Origin of the sequence: Myroides sp. JBRI-B21084, from assembly GCF_030545015.1 — a bacterium.
In the GTDB taxonomy this organism is placed as follows: Bacteria; Bacteroidota; Bacteroidia; order Flavobacteriales; family Flavobacteriaceae; genus Flavobacterium.
Genome location: NZ_CP120653.1, coordinates 2,434,245 through 2,448,790 on the forward strand (window position 1 = coordinate 2,434,245; position 14,546 = coordinate 2,448,790).

Here is a 14,546-nt window from a genome sequence, read left to right on the forward strand (position 1 = left end):
ATGAAAACAGGTGTTTTATTATTTTTTGTATTGATGGTTTGTGTATCGTGCAAATCAAAAATTAACTATAACGAAAAAGTGTATACTGACATTATGAAACATTCGGTTGTCTTATTTGCAAAAGAAGACAAAGGGAAAGTGTACCCAGGTAGTGTTTTAAATAAAGTTGTTTGCGATACTCTTGTTATGAAAAATATATTGCTTAAAAGTATTCCTTTACAAGCATCTGAATCGCCAAGTAAAAAAACAATGGGCGTTGTAAAAGATACCGTAATTTATATAAAAGAGTAAGTGTAAGTTTACTCTTTTTTTAAAACTGCGTTTTATAGCTTAAATGAAAAATAGCATTGCGCATTTTAAAATCGGTATTTGGTTGCACGCCGTTTGCGTAAATAATGTTGAATAAACCGCCGCCGGTTTGTATGCCAAATCCTAATCCAAATGAGTATAAAAAATCTTTTATATTTTCACCTTCGTAATAAGCAAAATCGGTAATACTGTGCAAATACATGTTTGGCGCTAGTAAATACCTAACTTCGTTGTAAATACCCAATTGTTTGTTGGTTAATAAAGAATTTTCCTGAAAACCCCGAATAGAGTTAATTCCTCCAAAACGATAATATTCATTATATAATAAAGGAATTTTACTTTGTAACAACGCGCCTTCTAAATGTTGGTTAATGTACCATCTGTTTTTTAATTGCCATAAATATTGGGCACTAAAGTTTATAAATTGTTGTGATCCTTTACGGTTGTTTAGTTCTTCGGTTTTTGAACCTAAACCTACCAATCCAGTTACGTAGTATTTTTGACGGAATAGGGGATGCGTTTGGTATTTATTTAATAAATAATTAAGTGTAACAAACGTATTACTGTAATTGGCCGCCTGATAAAAATTATCTGTACCAGCAACCGATGAAGTAGATTGATAACCTACACCAACTCTATGGTTAAAATTCAGATAATACAAAACCGCAGCATTAAACTTGGTGTTTAACATGGTACTGTCTTGTTTAAATAATTCTAACGAAGCTTTAAGTCCAAAAGGGGTGTTAAACAAATAAGGTACTTCGCCTGTTAGGTTAAATTGTGTTTGCTGGTTTCCGTCGTTTTTCCAATACAATTTTAATTGTTCGCCTTTATTTAAAACATTCATTAAATGTAAATCGGCATAACCGTTAAATTGTACTTTTCCGTTATCATCATTTGTAAAACCAATTAATCCGTCAAACTGACTTATGTTTTGGCGTTCCATATACATATATAAAGCAGTGTTGCTTTCGGTAAAAAGTACTTCGGGCTGCTTGGTAGTTTTAATAAACGGAAATTGCGCCATTTCTTTTTGTAGATCATTGGTAATGTCTTCGGTAAATGGTTTTTTCTCGTACTTTTTAATTAAACGCTTTTTAATACCGTTCGGAAAATTGCCGTAAGGTGTAAAAACCAATTGGTCAATTTTTCGTTGTTCATCAATCTTTAAATTTAAATCGGCAATTAATAAATGTTTTTTTAAAGTATGATTTGTAAGTTGAATGGTGCTAATAGCATATCCCTTTTTAGCTAATTGTTCAACAATATTTGTAAGATACTTTTCTGTATTTTCAATTGCAATGGTTTTGCTTAATCCATTTATTTGTAAAATTTCTTTTAATTGGTTTTGATGTTTGTTGAAGTTTATCTTTAAGCTATCGGTTTTTGTGCCTAAATCAAAATTCACAAAATACAGACTGTCTTTTTTTTCTGTAGATGTTACTTGGTAGTACAAGTATCCATTTGTTTTTATAAAAGTTTGTAGGTTTTTAAGTTGTGTTTCTAAATCCTGACCATTTGTAAAAATACTATCAGTAATTTGTTTTTTTAAATATGTAGATTCAATGTTATTTTTACCCTTAATTTTTAAATAAATTTGTTGCCCAAAAAGCGCGTAGTTGCTAAATATGCAAACTATCAAGCAAATGGTTTTAATAACTAAAGGGGTGTTTTTAAACAACATGAAACAAGTAAGGTTAATAGCGTAAATTTAGAAATATTTTGAAAATAAATGAAATACGTTTGTTTTGAATATAATAATTTATATATTTGCATCCCCGAAAATACACGGGAAATAAATTTGAATGTAGAAATTTTTTAATAAACATTATGCCAACAATTCAACAATTAGTAAGAAAAGGGAGAACCCAATTGACTAAGAAGAGTAAATCGGTTGCTTTGGATTCATGTCCTCAAAGAAGAGGGGTTTGTACGCGTGTTTATACTACTACACCTAAAAAGCCAAACTCTGCAATGCGTAAAGTAGCGCGTGTACGTTTGACAAACGGTAATGAAGTAAACGCTTACATCCCAGGAGAAGGACACAATTTACAAGAGCACTCGATAGTATTAGTTAGAGGTGGAAGGGTAAAAGATTTACCAGGTGTTAGATACCACATTGTACGTGGTGCTTTAGATACTGCCGGTGTTAACGGTCGTACTCAAAGAAGATCTAAATATGGTGCTAAACGCCCTAAAGACGCAAAAAAGTAATTTAATTTAAGTAGAATAGTCAAAAGTTAAAAGTCGAAAGATTTTGTGTTTACACTTAAACACAGCTTTAAACTTGAAACCTTAAACTAGAAACTTTTAAAAAAGTAACAAGAAATGAGAAAAAGACAGGCAAAGAAAAGACCTCTTTTACCAGATCCAAAATTTAACGATCAGTTAGTAACACGTTTCGTAAATAACTTAATGTGGGATGGTAAAAAATCTACTGCTTTCAAAGTATTCTACGATGCGTTAGAAATCGTTGAAACTAAAAAGCAAGATGAAGAAAAAACATCTTTGGAAGTATGGAAAGATGCATTAACAAATGTTATGCCTCACGTTGAAGTACGTTCACGCCGTGTAGGTGGTGCTTCATTCCAAATTCCAATGCCAATTCGTCCAGATAGAAAAATTTCTATGGCGATGAAATGGATGATTCTTTATGCAAGAAAAAGAAACGACAAATCTATGGCTTCTAAATTAGCTGCTGAAATTTTAGCTGCTGCAAAAGAAGAAGGTGCTGCTGTTAAGAAAAGAATGGATGTTCACAAAATGGCAGATGCTAATAAAGCATTCTCTCACTTTAGATTTTAATTTTTCATAAAGACTAAGAAATGGCTAGAGATTTAAAATTTACTAGAAATATTGGAATTGCTGCTCACATTGATGCTGGTAAAACAACAACAACAGAGCGTATCCTTTTTTATACAGGTAAAAACCATAAAATTGGTGAGGTTCACGATGGTGCTTCAACAATGGACTGGATGGAACAAGAAGCAGAACGTGGTATTACTATTACTTCGGCTGCAACAACTTGTACTTGGGCTTTCCCAACAGATCAAGGTAAAAAAATTGCTGAATCACAAGATTACCACTTCAATATTATCGATACTCCAGGACACGTTGACTTTACCGTTGAGGTAAACCGTTCATTACGTGTGTTAGACGGATTAGTATTCTTATTCTCTGCAGTAGACGGAGTTGAGCCGCAATCTGAAACTAACTGGCGTTTGGCTGACAACTACAAAGTTCCACGTATGGGATTTGTTAACAAGATGGACCGTCAAGGGTCTAACTTCTTAAAAGTTTGTCAACAAGTAAAAGATATGTTAAAGTCTAACGCAGTGCCAATTGTATTACCAATTGGTGAAGAAGCAGACTTTAAAGGTGTAGTAGATTTAGTAAAAAACCGTGCTATTGTATGGCATGAAGATACTCAAGGTGCTACTTTTGATATTGTAGAAATTCCTGCAGATATGATTGATGAGGTAAAACAATACCGTGGTCAATTAATCGAAGAAATTGCTGCTTACGATGAAAACTTGTTAGAAAAGTACATGGAAGACGAAAACTCTATCACTGAAGAAGAAGTACACAAAGCATTGCGTGCAGCTACTTTAGATATGAGTATCATTCCTATGACATGTGGTTCTTCATTCAAGAATAAAGGGGTTCAGTTTATGTTAGACGCTGTTTGTCGTTACTTACCATCTCCAATGGATAAAGAAGCGATTGAAGGTACTAACCCTGATACAGACGAGCCAATCACTCGTAAACCATCGGTTACTGATCCGTTTGCTGCATTAGCATTTAAAATTGCAACCGATCCATTCGTAGGTCGTTTAGCATTCTTCCGTGCTTATTCAGGTGGATTAGATGCAGGTTCTTACGTATTAAATACACGTTCAGGTAACAAAGAACGTATCTCTCGTATCTATCAAATGCACGCTAACAAGCAAAACCCAATCGAAAGAATTGAAGCTGGAGATATTGGTGCAGCTGTTGGTTTTAAAGATATTAAAACAGGAGATACATTATGTGACGAAAAACACCCAATTGTGTTAGAGTCTATGGTATTCCCTGATCCAGTAATTGGTATCGCTATTGAACCAAAAACAAAGGCCGATGTAGATAAAATGGGTATGGCTTTAGCTAAATTAGCAGAAGAAGATCCAACATTTACAGTGCGTACTGACCAAGCTTCTGGCCAAACGATTATCTCTGGTATGGGTGAGTTACACTTAGATATCATTGTAGATCGTATGCGTCGTGAGTTTAAAGTTGAGGTGAACCAAGGTGAACCACAAGTTGAGTACAAAGAGGCTTTCACGCGTTTTGCAGATCACAGAGAAACTTACAAAAAACAATCAGGTGGACGTGGTAAATACGGTGATATCGTATTTAAAATTGGACCAGCTGATGAGGTTGATGGTAAGCCATTTGTAGGTTTACAATTCGTGAACGAAGTAAAAGGTGGTAACGTTCCTAAAGAATATATACCAGCTGTTGAAAAAGGTTTCCGCGAGTCTATGAAACAAGGTCCTTTGGCAGGTTTCGAAATGGATTCATTAAAAGTTACTTTAATTGACGGTTCTTACCACGCGGTAGATTCTGATGCTTTATCATTTGAATTAGCTGCTAAAATGGGTTATAAAGAATCTGCTAAAGCTGCAGGTGCTATAATCTTAGAACCAATCATGAAATTAGAAGTGTTAACACCTGAAGAAAACATGGGTGATATCGTTGGTGACTTAAACCGTCGTCGTGGTCAAATCAATTCAATGGATGATCGTAACGGAGCTAAGGTTGTAAAAGCATCAGTGCCATTATCAGAAATGTTTGGTTACGTAACAACATTACGTACATTATCTTCTGGTCGTGCAACTTCAACAATGGAGTTCTCTCACTACGAGCAAACGCCTTCTAATATTCAAGAAGAAGTAATTAAAAAAGCAAAAGGTAACGCTTAATAATTAAGAAAATGAGTCAAAAAATCAGAATAAAATTAAAATCTTACGATCACGCGTTGGTTGATAAATCAGCAGAAAAAATCGTAAAAACTGTAAAAAGTACTGGTGCAGTGGTAACAGGACCAATTCCATTACCTACTCACAAAAAAATCTTTACTGTTTTACGTTCTCCGCACGTTAACAAAAAGTCAAGAGAACAGTTCGAGTTAAGTTCGTACAAAAGATTATTAGACATCTATTCTTCATCTTCAAAAACGATTGACGCTTTAATGAAATTAGAGCTTCCTTCAGGAGTAGAAGTAGAGATAAAAGTGTGATAATAAACTTTTTTTAAAAAATACTTGTATATTTCAAGCATTGGTATTACTTTTGCCGATGCTTGAAATTTTTATATTTAATAATTATTAATTTAAATTTATGTCTGGGTTAATTGGAAAAAAAATCGGCATGACTTCAATCTTCGATGAAAAAGGAAAAAACATTCCTTGTACAGTAATCGAATTAGGTCCGTGTGTCGTTACCCAAGTCAGAACCAAAGAGGTTGACGGGTATGAAGCTTATCAACTTGGTTTCGATGACGCGAAAGAGAAAAATGCAACAAAAGCGGCTTTAGGTCACTTTAAAAAAGCAGGAACTTCTGTTAAACGCAAAGTTGTTGAAATTCAAGATTTTGAAAGCGCTTATAATTTAGGTGATGTAATCACTGTAGATTTATTTGCAGAAGGAGACTTTGTTGATGTACAAGGTACTTCAAAAGGAAAAGGATTCCAAGGTGTTGTAAAACGTCATGGATTTGGTGGTGTTGGTCAGGCTACGCACGGTCAACATAACCGTTTAAGAGCTCCAGGTTCTGTGGGTGCATCATCGTACCCTTCACGTGTATTCAAAGGAATGCGTATGGCAGGAAGAACCGGAGGAGAAAAAGTAACAGTTCAAAACCTTAGAGTTTTAAAAGTGGTAACCGATAAAAACTTATTAGTAGTTAAAGGTGCAGTACCAGGACATAAAAACTCTTACGTAATCGTACAGAAATAATGGAAGTAAAAGTTTTAGATATCAACGGAAAAGAAACTGGTAGATCAGTGCAATTAGCTGATTCAGTTTTCGCAATTGAGCCTAATAAACACGCTATCTATTTAGATGTTAAACAGTACTTAGCAAATCAACGCCAAGGTACACATAAAGCAAAAGAAAGAGCGGAAGTGGCTGGTTCTACACGCAAAATTAAAAAACAAAAAGGTACAGGTACTGCACGTGCAGGATCTGCAAAATCACCTGTTTTTAAAGGTGGTGGTACTATTTTTGGACCAAGACCGCGTAACTACTCTTTTAAATTAAACAAAGCTTTAAAACGTTTAGCACGTAAATCGGCTTTCACAATTAAAGCTCAAGAGTCGAACTTAGTAGTTATTGAAGATTTTACTTTCGATGTACCAAATACTAAAAATTTCATTAACGTATTGAAAGCTTTAGGGTTAGAAAATAAAAAATCGTTATTTGTGTTGGGTGAATCAAATAAAAACGTATATTTGTCATCACGCAATTTAAAAAGAGCTTCTGTTGTAACATCTTCAGAATTAAACACTTACGGAATTTTAAATACAAATTCATTAGTGTTAACTGAAGGTTCTGTAGAGGTAATTGTTGAAAATTTAAGTAAATAAGTAGGGAAATGAGTACAATTATTAAACCTATCATTACCGAAAAAATAACTAAAGACGGTGAATTGTTCAACCGTTTTGGTTTTGTGGTAGCAAAAAAAGCGAACAAAGTAGAAATTAAAAAAGCTGTTGAAAAAGCTTATGGCGTTTCTGTTTTAGATGTAAATACAATGATTTACAGAGCGGATAGAACTACAAAATTCACAAAAAGCGGAATGATTACTGGTAAAACATCTGCTTACAAGAAAGCAATTGTTACATTGAAAGAAGGAGATTCAATCGATTTTTATAATAATATCTAATAACAATGTCAGTTAGAAAATTAAAACCTATTACCCCAGGTCAGCGTTTTAGAGTTGTTAATAGTTTTGACGCTATTACAACTGATAAGCCGGAGCGTTCATTATTAGCACCGAAAAAAAACTCTGGAGGTAGAAATAGTCAAGGAAAAATGACCATGCGTTACATTGGTGGTGGTCATAAACAACAGTATCGTATTATTGATTTTAAAAGAACTAAAGTTGGAGTACCAGCTACAGTTAAAACAATTGAGTACGATCCAAACCGTTCAGCTTTTATTTCGTTATTAGCTTACGCAGACGGTGCAAAAACATATATTATTGCACCAGCAGGATTGCAAGTAGGTCAGAAAGTAGTTTCAGGACCAGAAGCAGCTCCAGAAGTAGGTAACGCAATGCCTTTAGCAAACATTCCTCTTGGTACAATTATATCTTGTATCGAGTTACGTCCAGGTCAAGGTGCTGTTATCGCACGTTCTGCAGGAACTTTTGCACAATTAGTTGCTCGTGATGGTAAATATGCAACAATTAAAATGCCTTCAGGTGAAATACGTTTAATCTTATTAACATGTATGGCTACAATTGGTGCAGTATCTAACTCAGATCACCAGTTAATCGTTTCAGGTAAAGCAGGTAGATCTCGTTGGTTAGGAAGAAGACCACGCACTAGACCAGTAGCAATGAACCCGGTAGATCACCCAATGGGTGGTGGTGAAGGACGCTCTTCAGGAGGTCACCCACGCTCAAGAAAAGGTTTACCAGCGAAAGGTTACAGAACACGTTCTAGTGTTAAAGCAAGTAATAAATATATTGTAGAACGTAGAAAGAAATAATTAAGTAAGTATGGCACGTTCATTAAAAAAAGGACCTTATGTTCACTTTAAACTTGAGAAAAAAGTTTTAGAGAACGCAGAAAACGGTAACAAAGCGGTTGTTAAAACATGGTCAAGAGCATCAATGATTACTCCTGATTTTGTTGGACAAACAATTGCAGTACACAACGGTCGTCAATTTGTACCTGTTTACGTAACAGAAAACATGGTAGGACATAAATTAGGAGAATTTTCACCAACACGTTCATTCCGTGGACACGCTGGTGCAAAAAATAAAGGTAAAAAATAATAAGAAGCTATGGGAGTTCGTAAAAGAGAAAGAGCCGAGCAAGTTAAAGAAGCTAACAAACAAATTGCTTTTGCTAAGCTAAACAATTGCCCAACTTCACCTCGTAAAATGCGCTTAGTTGCAGATTTAGTAAGAGGACAGAAAGTTGAGAATGCTCTTAACATATTAAAATTTAATACAAAAGAAGCTTCAGGTAGATTAGAAAAGTTATTGTTATCAGCAATCGCTAACTGGCAGGCAAAAAATGCTGATGCAAACATCGAAGAAGCAGAATTATTTGTAAAAGAAATCCGTGTAGACGGTGGTGCAATGTTAAAAAGATTACGCCCTGCACCTCAAGGTCGCGCGCACAGAATTAGAAAACGTTCTAATCACGTAACAATCGTATTAGGATCTAATAATAACACACAAAGCAATTAATAAACAGTATGGGACAAAAGACTAATCCAATCGGAAATCGCCTTGGGATCATCAGAGGATGGGACTCTAACTGGTACGGTGGAAATGACTATGGAGATAAACTTGCTGAAGATGCAAAAATCAGAAAGTACATCCATGCTCGTTTAGCAAAAGCTAGTGTATCAAAAATCATCATCGAGAGAACTTTAAAACTTGTAACCGTTACTATCACAACGGCTCGTCCAGGTATCATTATTGGTAAAGGCGGTCAAGAGGTAGACAAGTTGAAAGAAGAACTTAAGAAAATTACTAACAAAGAGGTACAAATCAACATCTTTGAAATCAAAAGACCAGAGTTAGATGCTTATTTGGCTGCAACAAGTATCGCTCGTCAAATCGAAAGCCGTATTTCTTACCGTAGAGCTATTAAAATGGCTATCGCTGCGGCAATGAGAATGAATGCTGAAGGTATGAAAGTTATGATTTCAGGTCGTTTAAACGGTGCTGAAATGGCACGTTCAGAACACTTTAAAGATGGTCGTATTCCTTTATCTACTTTCCGCGCTGATATTGACTATGCTTTAGCTGAAGCACATACTACTTACGGTAGAATGGGTATTAAAGTATGGATCATGAAAGGTGAAGTTTATGGTAAAAGAGATCTTTCTCCGTTAGCTGGTATGGACAAGCAAAAATCGTCTAAGCCTGCAGGATCTGGAAAACCAAATGGAAGACCAAACCAACGCAACAAAAGAAAGTAATTTTAAACTAAAGAAAAATGTTACAGCCTAAAAGAACGAAGTACCGTAAGGTACAGAAAGGTAAAATGAAAGGGGTTTCTCAAAGAGGAAGCGAGCTTTCTAACGGAATGTTCGGTATTAAATCTTTAGATTACTCATTCATTACTTCACGCCAAATCGAAGCTGCACGTATCGCTGCAACTCGTTTCATGAAACGTGAAGGTCAATTATGGATTAAAATCTTCCCAGATAAACCTATTACTAAAAAACCTCTTGAGGTACGTATGGGTAAAGGTAAAGGTGCAGTTGAATATTGGGCTGCAGTTGTTAAGCCAGGAAGAATTATGTTTGAAGTGGGTGGTGTGCCTTTAGCAGTAGCAAAAGAAGCATTACGTTTAGCCGCTCAAAAACTTCCAGTAAAAACTAAGTTTATCATTGCAAGAGATTTCGAAGCTTAATTTTAGATCATTATGAAGAAACAAGAAATAAATAATCTATCTTTAGCTGAGTTACAAGCTAAACTTGGTGAGTTAACAAACCAATATGCTGAGTTAAGAAACGCTCATGCTATTTCACCTATTGCTAACCCTTTGCAATTAAGAACAGTAAGAAGAGCTATCGCAAGAGTGAATACTGAGATTAGCAAAAAAGACTTACAATAATTGTATTCTGCTGAAAGATGGAAAAAAGAAATTTAAGAAAAGAAAGAATCGGTGTAGTTACAAGCAACAAAATGACTAAGTCAATTGTTGTGTCTGAAACAAAAAGAGTAAAACACCCATTATATGGTAAGTTCGTGTTAAAAACTAAAAAATACGTTGCACACGACGAATTAAACGACTGTAACATTGGTGACACAGTTAGAATTATGGAAACACGTCCATTATCTAAAAACAAATGTTGGAGATTAGTTGAAATCATTGAAAGAGCGAAATAATTATGGTACAACAGGAATCTAGATTAAAAGTAGCAGATAACACAGGAGCAAAAGAAGTTTTGACTATCCGTGTTTTAGGAGGAACGAAACGTCGTTATGCCTCTGTTGGAGATAAAATTGTAGTAGCGATTAAAGATGCAACTCCGAACGGAAACGTAAAAAAAGGAACTGTATCTACAGCTGTTGTAGTTCGTACCAAAAAAGAAGTGAGAAGAGCTGATGGATCTTACATCCGTTTTGACGATAACGCTTGTGTATTGTTAAACGCTGCAGGTGAAATGAGAGGAACACGTGTTTTTGGTCCAGTAGCAAGAGAGCTTCGTGAAAAACAATTCATGAAAATTGTATCATTGGCACCTGAAGTGCTTTAATTCGTAAAAATGATGACAAAGCTAAAAATTAAAACAGGAGATAACGTACGCGTTATTGCTGGAGATCACAAAGGATCTGAAGGAAAAGTTTTACGTGTTTTACGCGACAAAAACAAAGCAATCGTTGAAGGTGTAAACATGGTTTCTAAACACGTGAAACCAAGTGCTACAAACCCTCAAGGTGGTATTGTTAAAAAAGAAGCTGCAATTCACATCTCTAACATCGCTTTAATTGACACTAAAACAAACAGTGTTACTAAAGTAGCTTATAAAGTAGAAGGAGATAAGAAAGTGCGTGTTTCTAAAAAATCTAATCAAGCATTATAGTCATGACTTATATACCAAGACTTAAACAAGAATATAAAGACAGAGTAATCTCTGCTTTAAAAGAAGAATTCGGTTACAAGAACGTAATGCAAGTTCCAAAACTTGAGAAAATTGTTGTAAGCCGTGGAGTTGGTGCTGCAGTTTCTGATAAAAAATTAGTTGATCACGCTGTTGAAGAACTAACAAAAATTACAGGACAAAAAGCAGTAGCTACTATTTCTAAAAAAGACGTTGCTTCTTTTAAATTAAGAAAAGGGATGCCAATTGGTGCAAAAGTTACTTTACGTGGTGAAAGAATGTACGAATTCTTAGACCGTTTAGTTACATCTGCATTACCACGTGTACGTGATTTCGCTGGTGTTAAATCTAATGGATTTGACGGAAGAGGAAATTATAACTTAGGTGTAGTTGAGCAAATTATTTTCCCTGAGATTGATATTGATAAAGTAAACAAAATTGCAGGTTTCGATATTACTTTTGTAACATCTGCTAACACAGATGCTGAAGCAAAATCATTACTTGCAGAATTAGGAGTACCTTTTAAAAAGAACTAGAATGGCTAAAGAATCAATGAAAGCCCGTGAGGCGAAAAGAGAAGCATTGGTAGCTAAGTATGCTGCAAAACGTAAAGCTTTAAAAGAAGCTGGTGATTACGAAGCATTACAAAAATTACCTGCAAACGCTTCTCCTGTACGTTTACACAACCGTTGTAAATTAACAGGACGTCCAAGAGGTTATATGCGTCAGTTTGGTATTTCACGTGTAACTTTCCGTGAAATGGCTAACCAAGGTTTAATACCGGGCGTTAGAAAAGCAAGTTGGTAATAAATTTTTAACTGGTTGAAGGTTCATAAACAACAATTGAAAACCACAACCGCAAATCATACATTATGTATACAGATCCTATTGCAGATTTTTTAACAAGAATTAGAAATGCATCGCGTGCAAACCACAGAGTGGTTGAAATACCTGCATCTAACTTCAAAAAAGAAATCACAAAAATTTTATTCGAACAAGGATATATTTTAAGCTACAAATTTGATGATTCTACAGTACAAGGATCAATCAAAATAGCTTTAAAATATGATAAAGACACGAAAGAGTCTGTTATCAAAGATATCCAAAGAATTAGTAAACCAGGTTTACGTAAATATGCATCATCTGCAGATTTACCACGTATTTTAAACGGTTTAGGTATTGCTATTGTATCAACATCTAAAGGTTTAATGACAGGTAAAAAAGCTAAGCAGTTAAATGTTGGTGGTGAAGTAGTTTGTTACGTATACTAATAAAATAGACGAGCGAAATGTCAAGAATAGGTAAAAATCCAATCTCAATTCCTGCTGGCGTTACTGTTGAAGTTAAAGACGCAGTTGTTGTAGTTAAAGGAAAATTAGGAGAGCTTTCACAAACTTTTGATAAAGTAAACGTGAAAGTAGAAGACGGACAAGTAATCGTTGAGCGTTCATCAGATTTAAAAGATGAAAGAGCAAAACACGGTTTATACAGAAGTTTAATCAGCAATATGGTTGTTGGTGTATCTGAAGGTTTTACTAAACAATTAGAATTAGTGGGTGTTGGATACCGTGCATCAAATCAAGGTCAAAAACTTGATTTAGCTTTAGGTTTCTCTCACAACATAGTTTTAGAAATTGTACCAGAAGTAACAGTTGAAACAGTTTCTGAAAAAGGTAAAAACCCTATCGTTAAATTAACATCTGCAGACAAGCAACTTGTTGGTCAGGTAGCTGCAAAGATTCGTTCTTTCCGTAAGCCTGAACCATACAAAGGAAAAGGTATCAAGTTTGTTGGTGAAGAGTTAAGAAGAAAAGCAGGTAAATCAGCTTAAAAATTAAAGCCATGTCATTAAACAAATCTGAAAGAAGACAAAGAATTCAATACAGAGTTAGAAAAACAATTAGCGGTACAGCTGCTAGACCACGTTTATCTGTATTTAGAAGTAATAAAGAAATCTATGCACAAATCATAGATGATGTGAACGGTGTAACTTTAGCTGCAGCTTCTTCTCGCGAAGCAGGTGTTGCTAAAGGAACTAAAATCGAAACTGCTGCATCAGTTGGTAAACTAATTGCAGAAAAGGCTTTAAAAGCGGGTATAGATACTATTTCTTTTGATAGAGGTGGAAACTTATACCACGGTCGTGTGAAATCATTAGCTGAAGGCGCAAGAGAAGCTGGATTAAAATTCTAATTGTAATTAGTTATGTATCAAAATTATAAAAACGTAGAATATGTTAAACCAGCTGGTCTTGATTTAAAAGATCGTTTGGTTGCAGTTAATCGTGTTACCAAAGTAACTAAAGGGGGTAGAGCATTTGGCTTTTCTGCTGTAGTTGTAGTTGGTGACGAAAATGGTGTAGTTGGTCATGGTTTAGGAAAATCTAAAGATGTTTCTGAAGCTATTGCCAAAGCAGTTGAAGATGCTAAGAAAAACTTAGTTCGTATCCCATTACATGGAACAACAATTCCACATGAACAAAAAGGTAAATTTGGTGGTGCTCGTGTATTTTTAATGCCAGCATCAGTAGGTACCGGAGTTATTGCTGGAGGTAACGTACGTGCAGTATTAGAAGCTGTAGGTATTCACAATGTATTATCAAAATCTCAAGGTTCTTCTAACCCTCATAACGTAGTTAAAGCAACTTTTGATGCTTTATTAAATATGAGAAGCGCTGCTACAGTTGCAAAACAAAGAGGAATTTCTTTAGAGAAAGTATTTAAATCTTAATTTTGAGTAGTATGTCAAAAATTAAAGTAAAACAAGTTAGAAGCAAAATCAATTGTCCAGAAGATCAAAAAAGAACATTAGCAGCTTTAGGTCTTCGTAAATTAGGACAAGTTGTTGAGCATGATAATACACCAGCTATTGTAGGAATGGTAAAAAAAGTTCAACATTTAGTTTCTGTAGAAGAAATTAACTAATTTAATAGGAGTTATGAATTTAAGTAATTTACAACCGGCAAACGGTTCTGTACATAATCAAAACAAAAGAGTAGGTCGTGGAGAAGGTTCTGGTAAAGGTGGAACTGCTGCACGTGGACATAAAGGTGCTAAATCTCGTTCAGGTTATTCTAAGAAAATTGGTTTTGAAGGTGGACAGATGCCTTTACAGAGACGTGTTCCTAAATTTGGTTTTAAAAATATCAATAGAGTAGAGTATGTAGGTATTAATTTAGATACATTACAAACTTTAGTTGACAATGGAACAATAACTGACGCATTAGATTTTAATGCATTAGTTGAAAACAGAATAGTTTCAAAAAATAGCTTAGTTAAGATTTTGGGTAGAGGAGAGCTTAAAGCAAAATTAAAAGTAACTGCTCATAAATTTACTGCAACAGCAAAAGCTGCTATCGAAGCGGCTGGTGGTGAGGCAATATCTTTATAAAAAAATCACTAA

General features: G+C 34.9%; 26 protein-coding genes. 25 read left to right on the forward strand and 1 reads right to left on the reverse strand.

Annotated features, from left to right (window positions below; genetic code table 11):
- The gene (locus P3875_RS11680; RefSeq protein WP_303444142.1) at positions 1 to 291 is read left to right on the forward strand and encodes a hypothetical protein; all 291 of its coding nucleotides are present in this window, start codon (positions 1 to 3) and stop codon (positions 289 to 291) included.
- A gap of 19 nt (positions 292 to 310) precedes the next feature.
- Here P3875_RS11680 and P3875_RS11685 read toward each other — a convergent pair whose 3' ends face one another.
- Positions 311 to 1,951, reverse strand: a complete 1,641-nt coding sequence (locus P3875_RS11685) for a hypothetical protein (RefSeq protein WP_303444143.1) — start codon at positions 1,949 to 1,951, stop codon at positions 311 to 313.
- A gap of 188 nt (positions 1,952 to 2,139) precedes the next feature.
- Between P3875_RS11685 and rpsL the strand changes: the two genes are divergently transcribed.
- The 24 genes from rpsL (at position 2,140) to rplO (ending at position 14,534) form a co-directional block, all read left to right on the forward strand.
- Positions 2,140 to 2,523 (forward strand): 30S ribosomal protein S12, encoded by a 384-nt coding sequence (rpsL, locus tag P3875_RS11690; RefSeq protein WP_091100281.1) that lies wholly within the window; start codon positions 2,140 to 2,142, stop codon positions 2,521 to 2,523.
- A 114-nt stretch (positions 2,524 to 2,637) separates the two neighbouring features.
- Entirely contained in the window at positions 2,638 to 3,114 is a 477-nt protein-coding gene (gene rpsG, locus P3875_RS11695; RefSeq protein ID WP_091522195.1) for a 30S ribosomal protein S7, read from the forward strand.
- Positions 3,115 to 3,134: 20 nt separating this feature from the next.
- Positions 3,135 to 5,270 (forward strand): elongation factor G, encoded by a 2,136-nt coding sequence (fusA, locus tag P3875_RS11700; protein ID WP_303444145.1) that lies wholly within the window; start codon positions 3,135 to 3,137, stop codon positions 5,268 to 5,270.
- An 11-nt stretch (positions 5,271 to 5,281) separates the two neighbouring features.
- Positions 5,282 to 5,587, forward strand: a complete 306-nt coding sequence (rpsJ, locus tag P3875_RS11705) for a 30S ribosomal protein S10 (RefSeq protein WP_091522187.1) — start codon at positions 5,282 to 5,284, stop codon at positions 5,585 to 5,587.
- Positions 5,588 to 5,687: 100 nt separating this feature from the next.
- Complete coding sequence (gene rplC, locus P3875_RS11710; protein WP_303444146.1) at positions 5,688 to 6,305, forward strand: 50S ribosomal protein L3; 618 nt, start codon at positions 5,688 to 5,690, stop codon at positions 6,303 to 6,305.
- On the forward strand, positions 6,305 to 6,934 hold the full coding sequence (rplD, locus tag P3875_RS11715; RefSeq protein ID WP_303444147.1) for a 50S ribosomal protein L4: 630 nt from the start codon (positions 6,305 to 6,307) through the stop codon (positions 6,932 to 6,934). The genes rplC and rplD overlap by 1 nt, the downstream gene beginning before the upstream one ends.
- A gap of 8 nt (positions 6,935 to 6,942) precedes the next feature.
- Positions 6,943 to 7,233: a 50S ribosomal protein L23 gene (gene rplW, locus P3875_RS11720; RefSeq protein ID WP_257498215.1), complete on the forward strand. Its 291-nt coding sequence runs from the start codon at positions 6,943 to 6,945 to the stop codon at positions 7,231 to 7,233.
- 5 nt (positions 7,234 to 7,238) lie between these two features.
- Positions 7,239 to 8,063 carry a 50S ribosomal protein L2 gene (gene rplB, locus P3875_RS11725; RefSeq protein ID WP_091100308.1) on the forward strand — a complete coding sequence of 275 codons (825 nt, stop codon included), beginning with the start codon at positions 7,239 to 7,241 and terminating at the stop codon, positions 8,061 to 8,063.
- A gap of 10 nt (positions 8,064 to 8,073) precedes the next feature.
- Positions 8,074 to 8,352, forward strand: coding sequence for a 30S ribosomal protein S19 (gene rpsS / locus P3875_RS11730; protein ID WP_091100312.1), 279 nt, complete (start codon positions 8,074 to 8,076; stop codon positions 8,350 to 8,352).
- A gap of 9 nt (positions 8,353 to 8,361) precedes the next feature.
- The gene (gene rplV / locus P3875_RS11735; RefSeq protein WP_303444148.1) at positions 8,362 to 8,772 is read left to right on the forward strand and encodes a 50S ribosomal protein L22; all 411 of its coding nucleotides are present in this window, start codon (positions 8,362 to 8,364) and stop codon (positions 8,770 to 8,772) included.
- Between the two features lie 8 nt (positions 8,773 to 8,780).
- Positions 8,781 to 9,512 (forward strand): 30S ribosomal protein S3, encoded by a 732-nt coding sequence (gene rpsC / locus P3875_RS11740; protein ID WP_303444149.1) that lies wholly within the window; start codon positions 8,781 to 8,783, stop codon positions 9,510 to 9,512.
- Positions 9,513 to 9,529: 17 nt separating this feature from the next.
- The gene (gene rplP, locus P3875_RS11745; RefSeq protein ID WP_091522162.1) at positions 9,530 to 9,949 is read left to right on the forward strand and encodes a 50S ribosomal protein L16; all 420 of its coding nucleotides are present in this window, start codon (positions 9,530 to 9,532) and stop codon (positions 9,947 to 9,949) included.
- Positions 9,950 to 9,961: 12 nt separating this feature from the next.
- Positions 9,962 to 10,153, forward strand: a complete 192-nt coding sequence (gene rpmC, locus P3875_RS11750; RefSeq protein WP_303444150.1) for a 50S ribosomal protein L29 — start codon at positions 9,962 to 9,964, stop codon at positions 10,151 to 10,153.
- Between the two features lie 17 nt (positions 10,154 to 10,170).
- The gene (gene rpsQ / locus P3875_RS11755) at positions 10,171 to 10,428 is read left to right on the forward strand and encodes a 30S ribosomal protein S17 (protein ID WP_129756499.1); all 258 of its coding nucleotides are present in this window, start codon (positions 10,171 to 10,173) and stop codon (positions 10,426 to 10,428) included.
- A gap of 2 nt (positions 10,429 to 10,430) precedes the next feature.
- A complete protein-coding gene (rplN, locus tag P3875_RS11760; protein ID WP_303444151.1) occupies positions 10,431 to 10,799 on the forward strand; it encodes a 50S ribosomal protein L14 in 369 nt (122 codons plus the stop codon).
- A 12-nt stretch (positions 10,800 to 10,811) separates the two neighbouring features.
- Positions 10,812 to 11,126 (forward strand): 50S ribosomal protein L24, encoded by a 315-nt coding sequence (rplX, locus tag P3875_RS11765; RefSeq protein ID WP_303445443.1) that lies wholly within the window; start codon positions 10,812 to 10,814, stop codon positions 11,124 to 11,126.
- Positions 11,127 to 11,128: 2 nt separating this feature from the next.
- Complete coding sequence (gene rplE, locus P3875_RS11770) at positions 11,129 to 11,680, forward strand: 50S ribosomal protein L5 (RefSeq protein WP_303444152.1); 552 nt, start codon at positions 11,129 to 11,131, stop codon at positions 11,678 to 11,680.
- A 1-nt stretch (position 11,681) separates the two neighbouring features.
- Positions 11,682 to 11,951 carry a 30S ribosomal protein S14 gene (rpsN, locus tag P3875_RS11775; RefSeq protein ID WP_091522146.1) on the forward strand — a complete coding sequence of 90 codons (270 nt, stop codon included), beginning with the start codon at positions 11,682 to 11,684 and terminating at the stop codon, positions 11,949 to 11,951.
- A gap of 65 nt (positions 11,952 to 12,016) precedes the next feature.
- A complete protein-coding gene (rpsH, locus tag P3875_RS11780; protein ID WP_303444153.1) occupies positions 12,017 to 12,415 on the forward strand; it encodes a 30S ribosomal protein S8 in 399 nt (132 codons plus the stop codon).
- A gap of 17 nt (positions 12,416 to 12,432) precedes the next feature.
- Positions 12,433 to 12,975, forward strand: coding sequence for a 50S ribosomal protein L6 (gene rplF / locus P3875_RS11785; RefSeq protein WP_303444154.1), 543 nt, complete (start codon positions 12,433 to 12,435; stop codon positions 12,973 to 12,975).
- A gap of 11 nt (positions 12,976 to 12,986) precedes the next feature.
- Positions 12,987 to 13,337 carry a 50S ribosomal protein L18 gene (gene rplR / locus P3875_RS11790; protein WP_303444155.1) on the forward strand — a complete coding sequence of 117 codons (351 nt, stop codon included), beginning with the start codon at positions 12,987 to 12,989 and terminating at the stop codon, positions 13,335 to 13,337.
- Positions 13,338 to 13,349: 12 nt separating this feature from the next.
- Positions 13,350 to 13,874 (forward strand): 30S ribosomal protein S5, encoded by a 525-nt coding sequence (gene rpsE, locus P3875_RS11795; RefSeq protein ID WP_303444156.1) that lies wholly within the window; start codon positions 13,350 to 13,352, stop codon positions 13,872 to 13,874.
- An 11-nt stretch (positions 13,875 to 13,885) separates the two neighbouring features.
- Complete coding sequence (rpmD, locus tag P3875_RS11800) at positions 13,886 to 14,068, forward strand: 50S ribosomal protein L30 (RefSeq protein WP_298002511.1); 183 nt, start codon at positions 13,886 to 13,888, stop codon at positions 14,066 to 14,068.
- A 13-nt stretch (positions 14,069 to 14,081) separates the two neighbouring features.
- Positions 14,082 to 14,534, forward strand: coding sequence for a 50S ribosomal protein L15 (gene rplO, locus P3875_RS11805; protein WP_303444157.1), 453 nt, complete (start codon positions 14,082 to 14,084; stop codon positions 14,532 to 14,534).
- The last annotated feature ends 12 nt before the right edge of the window (positions 14,535 to 14,546 follow it).